Below are 17,934 nucleotides of genomic sequence, written 5' to 3'. Positions count from 1 at the left end.
ACGTGCCCCGCTGCTCCGCGTACGCGTGACGAAAGGTAACCACCACCATGCGCCGTCCCCAGCTGGACATCCAGCTGAAGACCCCCGAGCAGATCGAGCTGATGCGGGCCGCCGGTCTGGTCGTCGCCCGTGCCCTGCGCCGGATGCGGGAGGCGGTGGCGCCGGGCGTGTCGACGGCCGACCTGGACGCGATCGCCGAGTCGACCATCCGCGAGGCGGGCGCCGTGCCGTCGTTCAAGGGCTACCACGGCTTCCCGGCGTCGATCTGCTCCTCGGTCAACCGGCAGGTGGTGCACGCCATCCCGTCGGCCGAGCAGGTGCTGCGCGAGGGCGACCTGATCTCGATCGACTGTGGCGCGGTGCTGGACGGCTGGCACGGCGACGCGGCGGTCACGGTGCCGGTCGGCGAGGTCGACCCGGCGCTGCTGCGGATGACGGCGGTGGCCGAGGACGCCATGTGGGCCGGGATCGCCGCCGCGGCGCGCGGTGCGGCCTCCGGCAAGGGCCGGCTCACCGACATCTCCCACGCGGTCGAGACGGCGGTCCGCAAGGGCGGCCGGTACGGCATCGTCGACGGCTACGGCGGCCACGGCATCGGCACCGAGATGCACCAGGACCCGCACGTGCTCAACCACGGGCGTCCCGGTAAGGGGCCGCGCCTGGTGCCGGGCCTGGCGCTCGCGATCGAGCCGATGATCACGATGGGCTCGCCGCGTACCGTCGAGCTGTCCGACGGCTGGACCGTGGTGACCCGGGACGGGTCGATGGCGGTGCACGTCGAGCACTCGATGGCGCTGCTGGACGACGGCGTGTGGGTGCTGACCGCCGAGGACGGCGGACGGGCCCGCCTGGGCGACCTGGTGACCAAGCGGCAGACGTCGGTGGACTCCCCGGCCTGATCGGGGCCCCGGCCGCGCCGGATGACCGGCCACGCCGTGCCGGGCTGGCGATCGGGTGACATGCTTGCTCCCATGGAGGAGCGCAACCGCATGCGGGCGGCCGACGCGGACCGTGAGGCCACCGCGGAGCGACTCCGGGCGGCGTTGAACGAGGGCCGGCTCGACCTGCACGAGTACGACGACCGGCTGCGCCGGGCGTACGGGTCGAAGACCTACGGCGAGCTGGACGAGCTGCTGACCGACCTGCCCGGCGCCGGCCCGGCCGGGCGCCCCCTGCCGGCGCCTCGCGCGGCCGGGGAGGGCGGGGTCGCGGTCCCGGGCACGGAGGCCGTGAGCGGGGCGCGCAGCGCCTGGCTGCTGGGGCTCTGGGGGCCGTGGCTCAAGGTGGCCCTGATCCTCACCGCGATCTGGTTCGTCTCCCAGCTGGCTGAGGGCGAGTTCGAGTTCGACGACTACTGGCCGCTCTGGGTGCTCGGCCCGTGGGGCGCCGTGTTGCTCTACCAGACCGCGCAGGGGCTGGCCACCGGAGTGCCGGAGAAGGACGCCGAACGCCGGCGGCGCAAGCAGGTCGAGCGGGAAGCCCGCCGGCGGGCGAAGCGCGAGCTTCCGGAGACGTGACCTGCGTCATATCCGAGCCGTCCGGGTGACTGTCGCGCCGGTCGGTTTGGCGAGTACGTACGGGTCGGCGTACACTTTCTGATCGGCGCACAGCGTCCACTCCGCCATGCCCACCCTGCGCTTCGGTGGGAGTCGGAGCCGCGGCTGGCGCGGGTTTCCTGATCTTGGTCAGATCACCCGTGTAAGACGTTGTGGGCCGTCCGGAGTAACCGACGTCAGGACAGCGGAGGACATGCCGAAAAAAGACGGAGCCATCGAGATCGAGGGTCGGGTCATCGAGCCCCTGCCGAACGCCATGTTCCGGGTGGAGCTCGCGAACGGTCACAAGGTGCTGGCTCACATCAGCGGCAAGATGCGGCAGCACTACATCCGCATCCTGCCGGAGGACCGGGTCGTCGTCGAACTCTCGCCGTACGACCTGACCCGCGGGCGCATCGTCTACCGCTACAAGTAAGCCTGACGGCGGCCGGGACGTTTCCGTGTCCGTCTTCGACGTCCGGGTCGCGCTGTGTCGCGGGTCCGGGCCAGATGGGAAGTAAGGCAACCGTGAAGGTCAAGCCGAGCGTCAAGAGGATCTGCAACAAGTGCCGGGTGATCCGCCGGCACGGCCGGGTCATGGTCATCTGCACCGACCCGCGCCACAAGCAGCGCCAGGGCTGACGCCCCACACATCATCAGCTCGTCCCAGCCGCGGTCGGATGCGCAGCGCGTACCCCCTCGTGGTTGACCCCCGGTCGGAGGCCGGGGCCCGCTCGGGCAGCGACCGATCCCGGTCGCCGGCGTTCTTGACGCCGGAAGGACAGGGACGGCCGGTAGCGGGGTGGGACGGGTCCACACCTCCGCCACAACATCACGAGGAGTACGCCCGCACATGGCACGTCTAGTCGGCGTGGATCTCCCCCGCGAGAAGCGGATGGAGATCGCGCTCACCTACATCTTCGGGGTCGGTCGCACCCGCGCCCTGGAGACGCTCGCCGCGACCGGCATCTCGCCGGACAAGCGCGTTCGGGACCTCACGGACGAGGAGCTCGTCGAGCTCCGGAACCACATCGAGGGCAACTACAAGGTTGAAGGCGACCTGCGCCGCGAGGTCGCCGCTGACATCCGCCGCAAGGTCGAGATCGGCTGCTACGCCGGTATCCGGCACCGCCGCGGTCTGCCCGTGCGTGGCCAGCGCACCAAGACCAACGCGCGGACCCGGAAGGGCCCGAAGCGGACCGTGGCCGGCAAGAAGAAGCCCGGCAAGAAGTAACTAGGAGCGCACAGACTTATGCCACCGAAGGCTCGTGCCGGAGCCGCCGTCAAGAAGGTCCGGCGCAAGGAACGCAAGAACGTCGCCCACGGGCAGGCGCACATCAAGAGCACCTTCAACAACACCATCGTGTCCATCACGGACCCGACCGGTGCGGTCATCTCCTGGGCCTCCTCCGGCCAGGTGGGCTTCAAGGGCTCCCGCAAGTCGACTCCGTTCGCCGCGCAGCTCGCCGCCGAGGCCGCCGCGCGCCGCGCGATGGAGCACGGCATGCGCAAGGTCGACGTGTTCGTCAAGGGCCCCGGCTCCGGCCGGGAGACCGCCATCCGTTCGCTGCAGGCAGTCGGTCTCGAGGTCGGGCAGATCTCCGACGTCACGCCGCAGCCGCACAACGGGTGCCGTCCGCCGAAGCGTCGCCGGGTCTGAGAGGTTAGAGAGAGATGGCTCGTTACACCGGTGCTGACTGCCGCCGTTGCCGGCGGGAGAAGATGAAGCTGTTCCTCAAGGGCAGCAAGTGCGATGGTCCGAAGTGCCCGTTCGAGTCCCGGCCGTTCCCGCCCGGGCAGCACGGCCGCGGCCGCACGAAGGAGACGGAGTACCTGCTCCAGCTCCGTGAGAAGCAGAAGGCCCGTCGTGTCTACGGCGTGCTGGAGAAGCAGTTCCGCGGCTACTACGAAGAGGCCGTGAGCAAGGAGGCCAAGACCGGCGAGGTCCTGCTGCAGATCCTCGAGTCGCGGCTGGACAACGTGGTCTACCGGGCCGGCTACGCCAAGTCCCGGGACATGGCCCGTCAGCTGGTCAAGCACGGCCACTTCACGGTGAACGGCAAGAAGGTCGACATCCCGTCGTACCGCGTCAAGGAGCACGACATCATCGAGGTGCGTGCCAAGAGCAAGGAGCTCACCCCGTTCCTCGTGGCGCAGGGTGAGGCCGGCTCGCGGACCGTTCCGGCGTGGCTGGAGGCGATCCCGAGCCAGATGAAGATCCTCGTGCACTCGCTCCCGGCCCGCCAGGTGATCGACACCCAGGTCCAGGAGCAGCTGATCGTCGAGCTCTACTCCAAGTAAGGGCTCGTTGCGGTGGCCCGTCCTCCGGGGCGGGCCACCGGAACAGTTGTGTCGTGGGCGTCAAATAGCGGGCGCCCCGGAAGAGAAGAGAAAAGATGCTCATCAGCCAGCGACCGTCTCTCTCCGAAGAGTCGATCAACGAGACCCGCTCCCGGTTCACCATCGAGCCGCTGGAGCCCGGCTTCGGCTACACGCTGGGCAACTCGCTGCGGCGTACGCTGCTGTCCTCGATCCCGGGTGCGGCGGTCACCTCGATCAAGATCGACGGTGTGCTGCACGAGTTCACCACGATCCCCGGCGTCAAGGAGGACGTGGTCGAGCTCGTCATGAACATCAAGGAGCTGTGCGTCAGCTCCGAGCACGACGAGCCGGTCAGCATGTACCTGCGCAAGCAGGGCCCGGGCGACGTGACCGCCGGTGACATCCAGCCCCCGGCCGGTGTCTCGGTGCACAACCCGGACCTGAAGCTCGCCACCCTCAACGGCAAGGGCCGGCTCGACATGGAGCTGACCGTCGAGCGGGGTCGCGGCTACGTCACCGCGGCGCAGAACAAGCAGGCGGGCGCCGAGATCGGCCGGATCCCGGTCGACTCGATCTACTCGCCGGTGCTCAAGGTGACGTACCGGGTCGAGGCGACCCGTGTCGAGCAGCGGACCGACTTCGACCGGCTCATCATCGACGTCGAGACCAAGCCGTCGATGGGCCCGCGTACCGCGCTGGCCTCGGCCGGTTCGACGCTGGTGGAGCTGTTCGGGCTGGCCCGGGAGCTGGACGAGACCGCCGAGGGCATCGACATCGGGCCGTCCCCGCAGGACGCCCAGCTGGCGGCGGACCTGGCCCTGCCGATCGAGGAGCTGGACCTCACCGTCCGCTCCTACAACTGCCTCAAGCGCGAGGGCATCAACTCCGTTGGTGAGCTCATCGGGCGTACCGAGGCCGACCTCCTCGACATCCGCAACTTCGGTCAGAAGTCGATCGACGAGGTCAAGATGAAGCTCGCCGGGATGGGCCTGGGGCTGAAGGACTCGGCTCCGAACTTCGACCCGGCGCACGTCGTGGACGCCTTCGGCGAGGCGGACTACGACACCGACGACTACCGCGAGACCGAGCAGCTCTAGTCCGCGCTGCCGCCACACCTGAGGAGCACCAAGCATGCCCACGCCCACCAAGGGCCCCCGCCTCGGCGGCAGCCCCGCGCACGAGCGGCTGATGCTGGCCAACCTGGCCACCGCGCTGTTCCAGCACGGCAAGATCCAGACCACCGAGACGAAGGCCCGGCGGCTGCGTCCGCTGGCCGAGCAGCTCATCACCAAGGCCAAGCGTGGCGACCTCGCCTCGCGCCGCCGCGTGCTGGGCGTCGTCAAGGACAAGGACGTGGTCTACGCCCTGTTCGACCAGATCGCGCCCCGGTACGCCAACCGCAACGGTGGCTACACCCGGATCGTGAAGACCGGTCCGCGCAAGGGTGACGCCGCTCCGATGGCGATCATCGAGCTGGTGGAGGAGCTTCAGGTCGCCGAGCCGAAGGCGAACAAGAAGACCGCCGCCCGCAAGGCCGCCCAGCAGGACAAGGTCGAGGCCCTGGCCCCGGCCGAGGAGACCCCGCGCTCCAGCGCCGGTGACCAGGACGCCGAGGCGCCGGTCTCCGCGTCGGGTGACACCGCCGCCGCCCGTGAGGACAGCGACGAGGCCACCGAGAACGACAAGGCCTGACATCAGGCTCGACCGGGCCCGGCATCCCCTCGGGGGTGCCGGGCCCGTCGCCGTCGACAGGAGGTACGAGGTGGACGAGCGGACCCGGCTGCGGCTGGACGTCTCGTACGACGGCACCGACTTCTCCGGCTGGGCGCCCCAGCCGGCCCGGCGCACAGTGGCCGGCGTGCTCATGCAGACGCTGGACCTGGTGCTCGGCGCGGGCACGGCGACCGGCCTGACAGTGGCCGGGCGTACCGACGCCGGGGTGCACGCCACCGGGCAGGTCTGCCACCTCGACCTGCCGACTCCCGTGTGGCGGGAGCACGAGGGCCGGTTGCTGCGCCGGCTGGCCCGGCTCCTGCCCCCGGACGTCCGGGTACGCGCGATGACCGAGGTGCCCGCCGACTTCGACGCCCGGTTCTCGGCCACGTTCCGGCGCTACGAGTACCGGGTCACCGACGCCCCGTGGGGCGCCGAGCCGCTGCGCCGCGGGGACACCCTGGCCTGGCCGAAGCCGCTGGACCTGGCGGCCCTGAACGCCGCCGCCGCCGGGCTGGTGGGCGAGCACGACTTCGCCGCGTACTGCCGGCGCAAGGAGAACGCCACCACGCTGCGCGAGGTGACCCGGCTGGACTGGCGGCGCGACCCGGACGGGATCCTGGTCGCCACAGTGCAGGCCGACGCGTTCTGCCAGAACATGGTGCGCAGCCTGGTCGGGGCGATGCTGGTGGCGGGCGACGGGCGGCGGCCGGTCCAGTGGCCGGCCGGCCTGCTGACGCGCCGCGAGCGCTCCAGCGAGGTGACTGTGGCGCCCGCGCACGGCCTCGCCCTGGTCGCTGTGGGCTACCCGGGCGACCCGGCCGAGTACGCCCGCCGCGCCGAGGAGACCCGCCGGTTGCGGGTGCCGGTGGCCGAGGGCTGAGCCAGGCTCAGTCCGTGCCCCGCTGACCGGCGCTGTCCTCGGCCGAGTCGGCGTCGGGCTGCCCGGCCGTGCCGGCCGCCGCGCGACGCTCCAGCACACCCCGGTTGAGGTGCAGTTCGACCAGGTCGTACATGATCTCGCGGGCGGTCGCGTCGTCGCTCGGGATGCGTTCCCCGTCGGCGCGGGTGACCAGGCAGAAGGCGACGTAGTGTCCGCGTACCTGCCAGGCGACCCGGGCCGCGGCCTTCTCCACCGCGTCGGTGTCGTCGCCCGCCGCCATGCCACGGAACCGTCCCTGGCGCGCGTCGAGCAGCGGCCGGATGCGGTCGCGTACCCGCTGGGCGGTGGCCACGTCGGTGAGGTTGAACAGACCGGCGGTGATCAGGTGGTCGCCGTCGGGGGAGCGGAGCGTGCCCCGCACCACCTGGTTGCAGCCGAGCCGGACCAGCAGGTCGGCGATCTCGCCGGTGGCCGCGACCTGGCACTTCGTGCTGGCCTGGGTCTTCAGCACCCGGTAGGCCGGTTTCCCGTCGGTGACCACCAGGTCCTTGGTCGGGAAGACCTCCTTGGCGGTGAGCGACGCCTGGTCGGTGTCCCGGGAGTCCAGGTCGGTGCCGCCGGACGGTGTGCTCGACTCGGTCGGCTGCGGGGTCGGCTGGCCCGCCGGCGGCGTGGTGGTGCGTTCGTCGAGCAGGGCCGCGACGGCGAGCCCGGTGAGCGAGAGCAGGAGCAGTACGGCGGCGCCGCCGACGAGCGTCTGCCAGAACCGGCCGCCGCCGCGGCGTTCGGCGCGCCGGGTCCGGGGCAGTTCGGAGACGTCGGCGGCGCGGGCCGTGGGGCTGGCCGGGATCGGCACCGTCGGCCGGTTCGCCGCCGCCGGTACGGGTGCCGGCATGGGCGGCGCGGGCTGCGGCACCGGGGAGGGCTCCCGTGGTGGGGCAGGCCGTCCCGGTGTCGGCGCCGGGGCCGGTGGCGCGGGAACGGGTGCGCGGGCGTCGTCCGCCACCGCCTGCCCGCCGGGGTCGGCCTGCTCGGCCGCGCCGGTCGGCGGCAGCGCCGCTTGCGGGCGCGGCGGCGGGGGCAGCGACGGCGTGGGGAAGCGGGAGCGTGACGGACCCGCGGGCGGAGGCGTGGCTGCGGGCCCGTTCGGGGCCGACCCGGGCTTCGGGTACTCCAGGAAGGCGTCCTCATCGGACTCGTACCGGTACACCATGTGGCATAGAGTAGGGCTGATTGTCCCTTTCAGGGGTAATATCGGGAAATTCTGGCGGAGTGGCGTGCGACCCCGCCCGTGACACCGTCGCCGGAACCCCTGCGGCCCGGTGCGAGAATGCGGGCGTGACCGGCGACCACTACTTCACAGCTGAGCCCTCGACCCCGGCCCGCCCCCGCGAGGTCGAGTTCACAGTCGCCGGGCGCGACTACACGCTCGCCTCGGCCGGCGGCGTCTTCTCCGCCGACCGGCTCGACCCGGGCACCGCCGTGCTGCTGCGCAAGGCCGACCTGCCATCCGCCGACGTCACCGGTGCGCTGCTCGACATCGGCTGTGGCTTCGGCCCGATCACCTGCGTCCTCGCCACTGTCGCGCCGAAGGCCACCGTCTGGGCCGTGGACGTCAACGAGCGCGCCCGCGCCCTCACCACCGCCAACGCGGCAAGGGTCGGTGCCGCCGACCGGGTACGCGCCGTCGCGCCGGACGAACTGCCGGACGACGTCACCTTCAGCCAGATCTGGTCCAACCCGCCGATCCACATCGGCAAGCCGGAACTGCACGGCCTGCTGCTGCGCTGGCTGCCCCGCCTCGCCCCGGACGGCGTGGCCTGGCTGGTCGTCGCCCGGCACCTCGGCGGCGACTCGCTGCACCGCTGGCTGGTCGAGCAGGGCTGGTCGGTCGAGCGGCACGCCAGCCAGAAGGGCTACCGGGTGCTGCGGGTCACCCGGTAATCCGGTGTCGTCCACCGACCCGGCTCGGGCAGGATGCCCGCGTGGGATACGTGGACGTGGCAGGAGTAGGGCACATCCTCCCGGACGGGCGTGAGCTGTTCAGCGACGTGTCGTTCCGGGTCGGTGAGGGTGCCAAGGTGGCGCTGGTCGGCCCGAACGGCGCCGGCAAGACCACGCTGCTGCGGATGGTCGCCGGTGACCTGCCGGTGAAGACCGGCGCTGTCGCCCGCTCCGGTGGGCTGGGCGTGATGCGGCAGTTCATCGGCATGATCGGCGACGAGTCCACGCTCGCCGACCTCGCCCTGTCGCTGGCGCCGCCGGCGCTGCGCGACGCCGGGCGGCGGCTCGCCGAGACCGAGGCGGCCATGCGGGCGGCCGAGGTCCGCGGCAAGTACAGCTCCGCCGCCGCCAAGACCCAGCTCGCGTACGCTGAGGCGCTCGCCGCCTGGGGCGAGACCGGCGGGTACGACGCCGAGGTCCTCTTCGACACCGTCGCCACCATCGTGCTCGACCTGCCCTGGGACAGCGCCCGGGAACGGCCGGTCCGCACGCTGTCCGGCGGCCAGCAGAAGCGCTTCGCGCTGGAACTGCTGCTGCGCGGCCCCGACGAGGTGCTGCTGCTCGACGAGCCGGACAACTTCCTCGACGTACCCGGCAAACGCTGGCTGGAGGCGCGCCTGCGCGAGTCGGGCAAGTCCGTGCTCTACGTCTCGCACGACCGGGAACTGCTGGCGCAGACCGCCGACCGGGTCGTCGCGGTGGAGGGCGGCAGCGCCTGGGTGCACCCGGGCGGCTTCGCGAGCTGGCACGAGGCACGGGTGGCCCGGCACGCCCGCCTCGACGAGCTGCGCAAGCGCTGGGACGAGGAGCACCAGAAGCTGCGCGAGCTGATGCTGATGTACAAGCAGAAGGCCGCGTACAACGACGGGATGGCCTCCCGCTACCAGGCCGCGCAGACCCGGTTGCGCAAGTTCGAGGAGGCCGGGCCGCCGCCCGTACCCCCGAAGGACCAGGACATCCGGATGCGCCTGACCGGCGGGCGGACCGGCAAGCGCGCGGTGATCGCCGAGCAGTTGGAGCTGGACGGCCTGACGTACCCGTTCGACCTGGAACTCTGGTACGGCGACCGGGTCGCGGTGCTGGGCGCGAACGGCACCGGCAAGTCTCACTTCCTGCGGCTGCTGGCCCGGGGCGGCACCGACCCGGAGCCGGGCAACACGCCTGTGGACGGCGCCGCCGCGCTCGCACCTGTCGCCCACGGCGGCGTGGTCCGCCTCGGCGCACGGGTCCGGCCCGGGCACTTCTCGCAGACCCACGACCGGCCGGAGCTGATGGGCAAGACGCTCGTCGAGGTGCTGTGGCGCGGCGACGACCACCGGGCCGGCATGGACCGGCACGCCGCGATGGCGGCGCTGTCCCGGTACGAGCTGGCCGGCCAGGGCGACCAGCGGTTCGGCACGCTCTCCGGCGGGCAGCAGGCGCGGTTCCTGGTGCTGCTGCTGGAGCTGTCCGGGGCGACGCTGCTGCTGCTCGACGAGCCCACCGACAACCTCGACCTGGCCTCGGCCGAGGCGCTGGAGGCCGGGCTGACCGCGTTCGAGGGGACTGTGGTCGCGGTGACGCACGACAGGTGGTTCACCCGTACCTTCGACCGGTTCGTGCTGTTCCGGGGCGACGGCGACGTGGTGGAGACGCCGGAGCCGGTCTGGGACGTGGGGTGATCGACAGGGACCTGGCCGACCGGCTGTGCGCGGTGGACGGCGTGGTCGCGGTGGCGCTCGGCGGCAGCCGGGCCCGCGGCGACCACCGGCCCGACTCCGACTGGGACGTGGGCCTCTACTACCGGGGCGCGCCGGACCTGGCCGGGCTGCGCGCGGTGGCCGCCTCGATCGCCGACGGGCCGGTGGACCTCACCGCCCCGGGTGGCTGGGGACCGTGGGTCGACGGGGGCGGCTGGCTGCGCGTCGGCGGGGCGGCGGTGGACTGGATCTACCGCGACCTGGACCGGGTGCACCGGGTCTGGGCGGACTGCCGGGCCGGCCGCTACACGGTCGAGGCGCAGGCCGGGCATCCGCTCGGTTTCTACTCGCACGCGTACGCCGGGGAGGTGGCGCTCGGGCGGGTGCTCGGCGACCCGACCGGTGAGCTGACCGCGCTGCGGGCCGAGACCGTCGACTACCCGCCCGCGCTCGGCGCCGCGCTGGTCGCCGGTGGCTGGGAGACCGGGCTGCTGCTCGACGGCGCCGCGAAGGGCGCCGCAGGGGGTGACGCCGGCTACGTGGCGGGCTGCCTGTTCCGGGTGGTCGGCGTGCTGGTCCACGCGCTGCACGGCCGGGCCGGGCGGTGGCTGGTCAACGAGAAGGGCATGATCGTCTCCGCCGGGCGCCTGCCCGGTGCGCCGCCGGACTTCGCCGAGCGGGCGCAGGCGCTGCTGGGCGCGGTGGGGCGTACCCCTGAGGAACTGGCGGCGACGATCGGTGCCGCCCGGACGCTGGCCGACCAGGTGCTGCCGCTGCCCGGATGACACCCGGGCAGCGGGCATAGGGTGGATCTCGTGAGTGAGATGACCTATCGCCGGCTGGGCGACTCCGGGCTCGTGGTGTCAGTTGTCGGTATCGGCTGCAACAACTTCGGCCGCAAACTCGACCTCGACGGCACCCGGGCGGTGGTGGACGCCGCGCTCGATGCCGGGATCAACTTCTTCGACACCGCCGACATCTACGGCGAGCCGCAGGGTGCCTCCGAGGAACTGCTCGGCCAGGCGCTCAAGGGCCGCCGCGACGACGTGGTGGTGGCCACCAAGTTCGGCATGGACATGAACGGCGCGAACGGGCCGGACCACGGCGCCCGGGGCGCCCGCCGCTACATCGCCCGCGCGGTCGAGGCGTCGCTGTGCCGGCTCGGCACCGACCACATCGACCTGTACCAGATGCACGAGCCCGACCCGGGCACCCCGATCGACGAGACGCTCGCCGCGCTGGACGACCTGGTGACCGCCGGCAAGGTGCGCTACCTCGGCAACTCCAACTTCGCCGGGTGGCAGATCGCCGACGCCGACTGGACCGCGTCGTCGCAGGGGCGTACCCGGTTCATCTCCGCGCAGAACCACTACTCGCTGGTGGAGCGCGGGGTGGAGGACGAGGTGATCCCCGCCTGCGAGCGGTTCGGCCTCGGCATGCTGCCGTTCTTCCCGCTCGCCAACGGGCTGCTCACCGGCAAGTACAAGCGCGGCGAGGCGCCCCCGGCGGGCAGCCGCCTGGCCGGTGGCGGCCGGTACGCCGAGCGGCTGGCCGCCGCGCGCTGGGACGTCATCGAGGCGATCGAGGCGTACGCGGCCGAGCGCGGAATCAGCATGCTCCAGGTGGCGATCGGCGGCCTGGCGGCCCGTCCCGCCGTGACGTCGGTGATCGCCGGCGCGACCACTCCCGACCAGGTGAAGGCCAATGCCGAAGCCGGGACGTGGCAGCCGTCCGACGACGACCTGACCGCCTTGGACGCCATCCTCTGATCGTCCCTGCCGGTGCCGACGCACTCGCCCGCGCGTTGGGCCCGCTCGCGCGTCGGGTCCGCCCGCGCGTTTGGTCCACCCGTGTTCGTTCCGCCCGCGCGTCGCAGGTGCGCCCGCTCGTCGGCGTGCGGCGTCGGGGCTTGCCCCGCGCGGCGGGCGTGCGCCCACCGGGGCCCGCCCGCCGCGCGGAGGCACCCATGGCGTTCCACTCAGAGGCAGCGCTCACGATGGGTGGAACGGTATGGGTGTCAAGAGGGCCTCGAGACACCCATGGCGTTCCACTTGTCGCCAGTTTCAGTCGCGAGTGGAACGCCATAGGTGTCTGCGGGCGGCCTCCTGACGCCCGTGGTGTCTCGGGCGGCCCGGCCCGGCCCGGCTTGGCCCGGCTCGGCCCGCCTCGGTCCGGCTCGGCCAGGCGGCGGGTGGCGGTGGCCGGGCCGGTGGCGCGGCGGGGCGAGACTCGTAGCTGCGGGCTGCGGGCTGCGGGCTGCGGGCTGCGGGGGCGCGGCGGGGTTCGGCGGGCGGCGGGTGCGGATCAGTGGTTTGCCGCGGCGGCGCGACGTTCTGCCAGGGCCTGGCGCACCAGGGCGACAGTGGCGTCGGGCCGGCGTAGCACGTCGTCGACGGTGAACCGGAGCACGACCCACCCGGCCGCGCGGAGCGCGTTCAGGCGCGCCACGTCCCGCCGGAAGTGAGCCCGTTCCCGGTGGTGGTCGCCGTCGTACTCGACCGCGAGGCGGAGAGCCGGCCAGGCCAGGTCCACCCGGGCCACGAAGCGTCCGCCGGCGCGCACCTCGTGCTGGGCGGTCAGCGGGCCGAGACCGGCGTCGAGGAGGAGCAGCCGCAGCCGCGTCTCCATCGGGGACTCGCTCAACGGCTCGGCCATCGTCAGTACCTCGCGCAGCAGCGGAGCGCCCGGCCAACCCGGCCGGTCGGCGGCGTAGGCCCGCAGGACGGGCAGCTTCACGACCCGGCGACGCAGCAGCGCGTCGACGGCGACCAGCGCCTCGGCGAGTGAGCCCTGCCGGCCCAGGTCGAACGCGGTACGCAGCGGGGTCGTGACCGGCAGCCCCGCGAACCGGGTGCGGTCCGACTCGGGCAGGGGCGACCGGGTCACCAGCAGCCGTGGATGAGGACGCATGCGGGCCGGGCTCGGCAGCAGCACGGTGACCGGCGCGTCGCGGCTGAGCACGTCCGTGCCGAACAACCAGGCGGCGCTGCGTCCCGCCAGTGCGGCACCCGGCGGCAGGCGCAACGCCACCGCCTCGCACCACATCCGGTGGTCGTCGGCGCGGTGTCCGTCCCGGTGCACGTACACGTCCGGCAGCAGGCGGATCCACGTCGGCCCGCGCAGCATCGTCCAGGTGAGCAGTCCTTCGGAGACGGCACGGCTGCCCCGGAACGGCAGGATCGCCAGGCGGCGCGGGACACGGGCGGGAACGGACATCCCGGCAGCGTGTCGTGACGAGACGGTCACCTGTTGCCCCGGTACGGCATGTGAACGGTTCCTGGGAAAAACCTCACCCGGGGTTCCGTACGGGCGGGAGGCGTCGTACGGTAGGCCGCAAGTGACCCACGGGAGCCCGGTGCGGACCGGGCTGAGAGGGGGGCTGGGAGCCCCCGACCGTCGAACCTGATCCGGGTAATGCCGGCGCAGGGAGGAGCGTTGCCGTGCTGTCCCTGGGACGACTGCATCTCATCACCGACACCCGGCCGGGGCGTGACCCGCTCGCCGTGCTGCGTGCCGCCCTGCCCGTGGCGGGCGCCGACCTCGTCGTGCAGGTGCGCGTGGAGGACGACGCCACCGACCGGGAGGCGTACGAGCTGGCGTGCCGGGTGACCGAGGCGTGCCGGCCGTACGGGGCACAGTGCCTGGTCAACGACCGGCTGCACGTGGCGCTCGCGGTGGACGCCGCCGGGGGCCACGTCGGCGCGGACGATCTGCCGGTCGCAGCCGCGCGCCGCGTGCTCGGCCCGGACGCGGTGCTCGGCGCGACCGCCCGGGAGCCGGTGGGCGCCCGTACGGCCGTGGATGCGGGCGCGAGCTACCTGGGCGTGGGCCCGTGCCACGTCACCACCACCAAGTCCGGCCTGCCGGACCCGATCGGCCCCGAGGGGATACGCGCGGTCGCCGAGGCGGTCAGCGTTCCGGTGATCGCGATCGGCGGGGTGACCGCCGCGAGCGTGCCGGCGCTGCGGGCCGCCGGGGCGTACGGGGTGGCGGTGGTCGGCGCGCTCAGCCTGGCTGCCGATCCCGCGCACGCCACCGCCGAGCTGCTGCGGGCGCTGACGTGTTAAAAGGGGGCCCTTCCTCTACCGGAGGCGTTAACAGGGGCCCTTCCTTACCGACGTGGCGGTGGTGGGCGCCGGGCCGGTGGGACTCGCGATCGCGTGGCGGTGCGCGCAGCGCGGACTGCGCGTGGTGGTGCACGACGACCGGCCCGGGTCGGGCGCCTCGTCGGTGGCCGCCGGGATGCTGTCGCCGGTCGCGGAGGCGTACTTCGGTGAGCACGAACTCACAGCGCTTCTCATCGGGTCCGCCGCCCGCTGGCCCGGCTTCGCGGCCGAGCTGGCCGGGGCGAGCGGCGTCGACATCGGCTACCGCACCGAGGGCACGCTCGTGGTCGGGCTCACCGCCGACGACCTGGCCGAGGCGGGGCGGCTGTGGTCGTACCAACGGGGTCTGGGACTGCCGATCACGCCGCTGCGCCCCTCGGAGCTGCGCGACCGCGAGCCGGCGCTGGCACCGCGCGTGCGTGGCGGCGCGGTGGCCCCCGGCGACCACCAAGTGGATCCGCGACGGCTGGTCGCCGCGTTGCGGACGGCCGTGGAGCGCGCCGGCGTGGAGCTGCGCCCGGCCCGCGTCGGCGCGCTGTCCGAGGTGGACGCCCAGGTCACTGTGGTCGCGGCCGGCTGCGGCGCGGCGGCGCTGACCGGCCTGCCGGTCCGGCCGGTCAAGGGCCAGGTGCTGCGGCTGCGCGCGCCGGGTGGCGGTCCGCCGGGCTTCCGGCACGTGATCCGGGGGTACGCGGACAGCGAGCCGGTCTACCTGGTGCCCCGGGACAGCGGTGAGGTCGTGGTCGGGGCGACTGTGGAGGAGCGCGCGGACACCGAGGTCACCGCCGGTGGCGTGCTGACACTGCTGCGCGCCGCCGCCGAGCTGGTGCCGGAACTCGTCGAGTACGAGCTGGTGGAGGCCGTTGCCGGGCTGCGCCCCGGTACGCCCGACAACGCGCCGATCATCGGGCCGCTCCCCGGGCAGTCGGGCGTGCTCGCGGCGACCGGGCACCACAGGCACGGCATCGTGCTCACCCCGGTCACCGCCGACCTGGTCACCGAGCTGATCGTCACCGGCGAGCCGGATCCCGCGCTCGCCCCCTTCACCCCGGACCGCTTCGGGAAGGAGCGCACGTGGAACTGATCGTCAACGGCACCGGCCGGACGCTGCCCGAGGGCGTCACCGTCGCCGAGGTGGTCCGCACCGTCACCGACCGGGAGCGCGGGCTCGCCGTAGCGGTCAACGGCGAGGTGGTGCCACGCGGCGGCTGGTCGGCGAGCGTGCTGCGCGACGGCGACCGGGTCGAGGTACTCAGCGCCACCCAGGGCGGGTGAGCGGATGTCCACACTGGAGATCGGCGGGGTCGCGTTCGGCTCCCGGCTCATCCTCGGCACCGGCGGCGCGGCCAACCTGCACGTGCTGGAGCAGGCGATCCGCGCCTCCGGCACCGAGCTGGTGACGTTGGCGCTGCGCCGGGTGGACACCACGCCCGGCAGGTCGGGCGGCCTGCTCGACCTGGTGGAGCGCTGCGGCGTACGGCTGCTGCCGAACACGGCCGGCTGCCGCACCGCCGTGGAGGCGGTGAAGACGGCGCACCTGGCCCGGGAGGCGTTCGACACGGACTGGGTGAAGCTGGAGGTGATCGGCGACGAGCGCACGCTCCTGCCCGACGGGGTGGAGTTGCTGCGCGCCGCCGAGGAACTGGTGGCGGACGGGTTCACCGTGCTGCCGTACACCTCGGACGATCCCGTGCTGGCCCGGCGGCTGGCCGACGTGGGCTGCGCGGCGGTGATGCCGGCCGGGTCGCCGATCGGCTCCGGGCTGGGCATCGGCAACCCGCACCACATCCGGCTGATCCGGGCGGCTGTGGACGTGCCGGTGGTGCTCGACGCGGGCATCGGCACCGCCTCCGACGCGGCCCTGGCGATGGAGCTGGGCTGCGACGCGGTGCTGCTGGCCAGTGCCGTGACCCGGGCCGCCGACCCGGTGGCGATGGCCACGGCCATGCGGTACGCGGTCGAGGCCGGGCACCTGGCGTACGGCGCGGGCCGCATCACCCGCCGCTTCCACGCCTTGCCGTCCACCCCCGACGAGGGACGGCCCGACCTGTGACCGCCGTACGCGTTGCGGATCTTGGTACGGAGGCGCCCGTGGAGGGGCGGCCGCGTACCAAGATCTACACCGGCCCGACCGGGGTCGTGCTGCTCACCGATCGGCGGGTCGCCAAGAGGGCTCTCGTCGACGTGGTCGCGGGGGCCGTCGGCGGGGGAGTGCGCTGGGTGGTGCTGCGGGAGAAGGACCTGCCCCGCGCCGAACGCCTCGCGCTCGCCGTCGAGCTGCGCGCGATCCTCGCCGAGGCAGGCGGCACGCTCGTCGTGGCCGGACCCGATCCGCTCGACGGGGACGCGGTGCACCTGCCCGCCGCCGGCCCGTACCCGCCGCCCGCAGTCGGACTGGTCGGCCGGTCCTGTCACGACACCGCCGAGCTGGCCCGGCTCACCACCGAGCACTACGCCACGCTGTCCCCGGTCTACGAGACAAGAACAAAGCCCGGCTACGGCCCACCCCTGCAACCCGACGGACTGCGCGAGCTGATCGCGGTGACCAAGGTGCCCGTGCTGGCACTAGGCGGCATCGAAACGGCAGCTCAGGTCAGTGCATGCGTGGAGGCGGGCGCCACCGGAGTAGCAGTCCTGGGCACCATCATGCGCGCCGACGACCCCACCGAAACCGCCACCACGCTGGGCAGAGCCTTCCAGGAGGCGGCCACCCGTGTGGCGCGCACCCACCCCGCGCGATCCGACCACGGCCCGCACGCGACAGGGCTGCGGCCGACCGTGCCCACGGAGGGATCAAGCCTGACCGCCCGGAGTGGGCACGGTCGGCCGCAGCCCCGACCGCAACCACTGTCGGCCGCAGCCGTCACAGCAACCACCGGAGAAGAGAACCAGTGACGCCGAAAACAGTTCTCAGCATCGCCGGCTCCGACTCCGGAGCAGGAGCGGGCATCCAGGCCGACCTCAAGACGTTCGCCGCGCTCGGGGCGTACGGCACCACAGTGCTCACCGCCGTCACCGCGCAGAGCACCCGGGGCGTGGACGCCGTCCTGCCCCTGCCGCCGCAGACAGTGCGCGACCAGATGGACAGCGTCCTCGGCGACTTCGACGTGCGCGCCGTGAAGACCGGCATGCTCGGCACCCCGGCGGTCGCGGACGCGGTGGCCGAGGCGGCCCGGGCCGGGCGGCTGCCACACCTGGTCGTCGACCCGGTGCTGGTCGCCACGAGCGGGCACCGGCTCGGCGTGGTGGAGGCGGTCGAGCGGTTGCTGCCGTACGCGGAGGTGGCGACACCGAACTGCGCGGAGGCCGCGGCCCTCACCGGAGGCCCGGTGGGCACCGTCGAGGAGATGGTCGCGGCGGCGGAGGCGCTGGCGGCGCGCGGCCCGGCGTTCGTGGTGGTGACCGGCGGCGACGTGGACGCCGACGGCGAGTCGGTGGACGTGCTCGCCGGCGGCGGGACGACCCGCCTGCTGCGCGCGCCCCGGGTGGACACCCGGCACAACCACGGCACCGGCTGTTCGTTCTCGGCCGCCGTCGCGGTCCGGCTCGCCGCGGGCGACGCGGTGCCGGTCGCGGTGGCGGCCGCCAAGGAGTACGTCACCCGCGCGCTGACCGGCGCGCGGACCTGGGAGCTGGGCGCGGGACGCGGCCCGCTGGACCACTTCGGCTGGTCCGCATGAGCGACAGGGAGG

The 17,934-nt window shown here is 73.2% G+C and carries 22 protein-coding genes and 1 riboswitch; of the genes, 20 read left to right on the top strand and 2 right to left on the bottom strand.

Features of this window, described 5'->3' with window-relative positions:
* Window positions 1-47: 47 nt before the first annotated feature.
* The 10 genes from map to truA all read left to right on the top strand — a co-directional run bounded on the left by map (window position 48) and on the right by truA (window position 6,453).
* Complete coding sequence (gene map / locus MICAU_RS27450; RefSeq protein WP_013288617.1) at window positions 48-899, top strand: type I methionyl aminopeptidase; 852 nt, start codon at window positions 48-50, stop codon at window positions 897-899.
* Window positions 900-971: 72 nt separating this feature from the next.
* On the top strand, window positions 972-1,517 hold the full coding sequence (locus MICAU_RS27445; RefSeq protein ID WP_244879681.1) for a DUF1707 SHOCT-like domain-containing protein: 546 nt from the start codon (window positions 972-974) through the stop codon (window positions 1,515-1,517).
* A gap of 232 nt (window positions 1,518-1,749) precedes the next feature.
* Window positions 1,750-1,971 (top strand): translation initiation factor IF-1, encoded by a 222-nt coding sequence (gene infA / locus MICAU_RS27440; RefSeq protein WP_007073013.1) that lies wholly within the window; start codon window positions 1,750-1,752, stop codon window positions 1,969-1,971.
* 92 nt (window positions 1,972-2,063) lie between these two features.
* The gene (rpmJ, locus tag MICAU_RS27435) at window positions 2,064-2,177 is read left to right on the top strand and encodes a 50S ribosomal protein L36 (RefSeq protein ID WP_012184307.1); all 114 of its coding nucleotides are present in this window, start codon (window positions 2,064-2,066) and stop codon (window positions 2,175-2,177) included.
* A 211-nt stretch (window positions 2,178-2,388) separates the two neighbouring features.
* Complete coding sequence (gene rpsM, locus MICAU_RS27430) at window positions 2,389-2,769, top strand: 30S ribosomal protein S13 (RefSeq protein WP_013288614.1); 381 nt, start codon at window positions 2,389-2,391, stop codon at window positions 2,767-2,769.
* Between the two features lie 18 nt (window positions 2,770-2,787).
* Entirely contained in the window at window positions 2,788-3,195 is a 408-nt protein-coding gene (gene rpsK / locus MICAU_RS27425; protein WP_013288613.1) for a 30S ribosomal protein S11, read from the top strand.
* 14 nt (window positions 3,196-3,209) lie between these two features.
* Entirely contained in the window at window positions 3,210-3,836 is a 627-nt protein-coding gene (gene rpsD, locus MICAU_RS27420) for a 30S ribosomal protein S4 (RefSeq protein ID WP_013288612.1), read from the top strand.
* 95 nt (window positions 3,837-3,931) lie between these two features.
* Window positions 3,932-4,954: a DNA-directed RNA polymerase subunit alpha gene (locus MICAU_RS27415; protein ID WP_007073009.1), complete on the top strand. Its 1,023-nt coding sequence runs from the start codon at window positions 3,932-3,934 to the stop codon at window positions 4,952-4,954.
* A gap of 34 nt (window positions 4,955-4,988) precedes the next feature.
* Window positions 4,989-5,549, top strand: a complete 561-nt coding sequence (rplQ, locus tag MICAU_RS27410) for a 50S ribosomal protein L17 (protein ID WP_013288611.1) — start codon at window positions 4,989-4,991, stop codon at window positions 5,547-5,549.
* A 70-nt stretch (window positions 5,550-5,619) separates the two neighbouring features.
* The gene (gene truA / locus MICAU_RS27405; RefSeq protein WP_013288610.1) at window positions 5,620-6,453 is read left to right on the top strand and encodes a tRNA pseudouridine(38-40) synthase TruA; all 834 of its coding nucleotides are present in this window, start codon (window positions 5,620-5,622) and stop codon (window positions 6,451-6,453) included.
* A gap of 7 nt (window positions 6,454-6,460) precedes the next feature.
* Here truA and MICAU_RS27400 read toward each other — a convergent pair whose 3' ends face one another.
* Window positions 6,461-7,666, bottom strand: a complete 1,206-nt coding sequence (locus MICAU_RS27400; protein WP_280512921.1) for a hypothetical protein — start codon at window positions 7,664-7,666, stop codon at window positions 6,461-6,463.
* Between the two features lie 125 nt (window positions 7,667-7,791).
* On the opposite strand from MICAU_RS27400, the gene MICAU_RS27390 reads away from it, so the two are divergent.
* Genes MICAU_RS27390 through MICAU_RS27375 form a run of 4 tightly spaced genes read left to right on the top strand, consistent with a single transcriptional unit; the run spans window position 7,792 to window position 11,905 of the window.
* Complete coding sequence (locus MICAU_RS27390; protein WP_041799122.1) at window positions 7,792-8,397, top strand: class I SAM-dependent methyltransferase; 606 nt, start codon at window positions 7,792-7,794, stop codon at window positions 8,395-8,397.
* 41 nt (window positions 8,398-8,438) lie between these two features.
* Window positions 8,439-10,118, top strand: a complete 1,680-nt coding sequence (locus MICAU_RS27385; RefSeq protein ID WP_013288607.1) for an ABC-F family ATP-binding cassette domain-containing protein — start codon at window positions 8,439-8,441, stop codon at window positions 10,116-10,118.
* Entirely contained in the window at window positions 10,115-10,921 is an 807-nt protein-coding gene (locus MICAU_RS27380; protein WP_013288606.1) for a nucleotidyltransferase family protein, read from the top strand. The genes MICAU_RS27385 and MICAU_RS27380 overlap by 4 nt, the downstream gene beginning before the upstream one ends.
* A 21-nt stretch (window positions 10,922-10,942) precedes the next feature.
* Entirely contained in the window at window positions 10,943-11,905 is a 963-nt protein-coding gene (locus tag MICAU_RS27375; RefSeq protein WP_174361744.1) for an aldo/keto reductase, read from the top strand.
* 535 nt (window positions 11,906-12,440) lie between these two features.
* Here the strand turns inward: MICAU_RS27375 and MICAU_RS27370 are convergent.
* Window positions 12,441-13,352 carry a DUF559 domain-containing protein gene (locus MICAU_RS27370; RefSeq protein ID WP_013288604.1) on the bottom strand — a complete coding sequence of 304 codons (912 nt, stop codon included), beginning with the start codon at window positions 13,350-13,352 and terminating at the stop codon, window positions 12,441-12,443.
* 118 nt (window positions 13,353-13,470) lie between these two features.
* Window positions 13,471-13,582: riboswitch (TPP riboswitch) on the top strand.
* Here MICAU_RS27370 and thiE point away from each other — a divergent pair.
* The 6 genes from thiE (at window position 13,577) to thiD (ending at window position 17,922) form a co-directional block, all read left to right on the top strand.
* Window positions 13,577-14,203, top strand: a complete 627-nt coding sequence (thiE, locus tag MICAU_RS27365) for a thiamine phosphate synthase (protein WP_013288603.1) — start codon at window positions 13,577-13,579, stop codon at window positions 14,201-14,203. (Overlaps the previous riboswitch by 6 nt.)
* A 52-nt stretch (window positions 14,204-14,255) precedes the next feature.
* Window positions 14,256-15,326, top strand: a complete 1,071-nt coding sequence (thiO, locus tag MICAU_RS27360) for a glycine oxidase ThiO (RefSeq protein ID WP_013288602.1) — start codon at window positions 14,256-14,258, stop codon at window positions 15,324-15,326.
* Window positions 15,317-15,517, top strand: a complete 201-nt coding sequence (gene thiS / locus MICAU_RS27355; protein ID WP_013288601.1) for a sulfur carrier protein ThiS — start codon at window positions 15,317-15,319, stop codon at window positions 15,515-15,517. Before thiO ends, thiS begins: the two co-directional genes overlap by 10 nt.
* Window positions 15,518-15,521: 4 nt before the next feature.
* On the top strand, window positions 15,522-16,295 hold the full coding sequence (locus MICAU_RS27350; protein WP_013288600.1) for a thiazole synthase: 774 nt from the start codon (window positions 15,522-15,524) through the stop codon (window positions 16,293-16,295).
* A 38-nt stretch (window positions 16,296-16,333) separates the two neighbouring features.
* A complete protein-coding gene (locus MICAU_RS27345; protein ID WP_013288599.1) occupies window positions 16,334-17,137 on the top strand; it encodes a thiamine phosphate synthase in 804 nt (267 codons plus the stop codon).
* Entirely contained in the window at window positions 17,134-17,922 is a 789-nt protein-coding gene (gene thiD / locus MICAU_RS27340) for a bifunctional hydroxymethylpyrimidine kinase/phosphomethylpyrimidine kinase (RefSeq protein WP_013288598.1), read from the top strand. Before MICAU_RS27345 ends, thiD begins: the two co-directional genes overlap by 4 nt.
* Window positions 17,923-17,934: the final 12 nt, after the last annotated feature.

Source organism: Micromonospora aurantiaca ATCC 27029 (assembly GCF_000145235.1).
Lineage (GTDB): Bacteria > Actinomycetota > Actinomycetes > Mycobacteriales > Micromonosporaceae > Micromonospora > Micromonospora aurantiaca.
The sequence above is the reverse complement of the archived record's forward strand: the minus strand, read 5'-3'. Positions and strand labels throughout refer to the sequence as shown.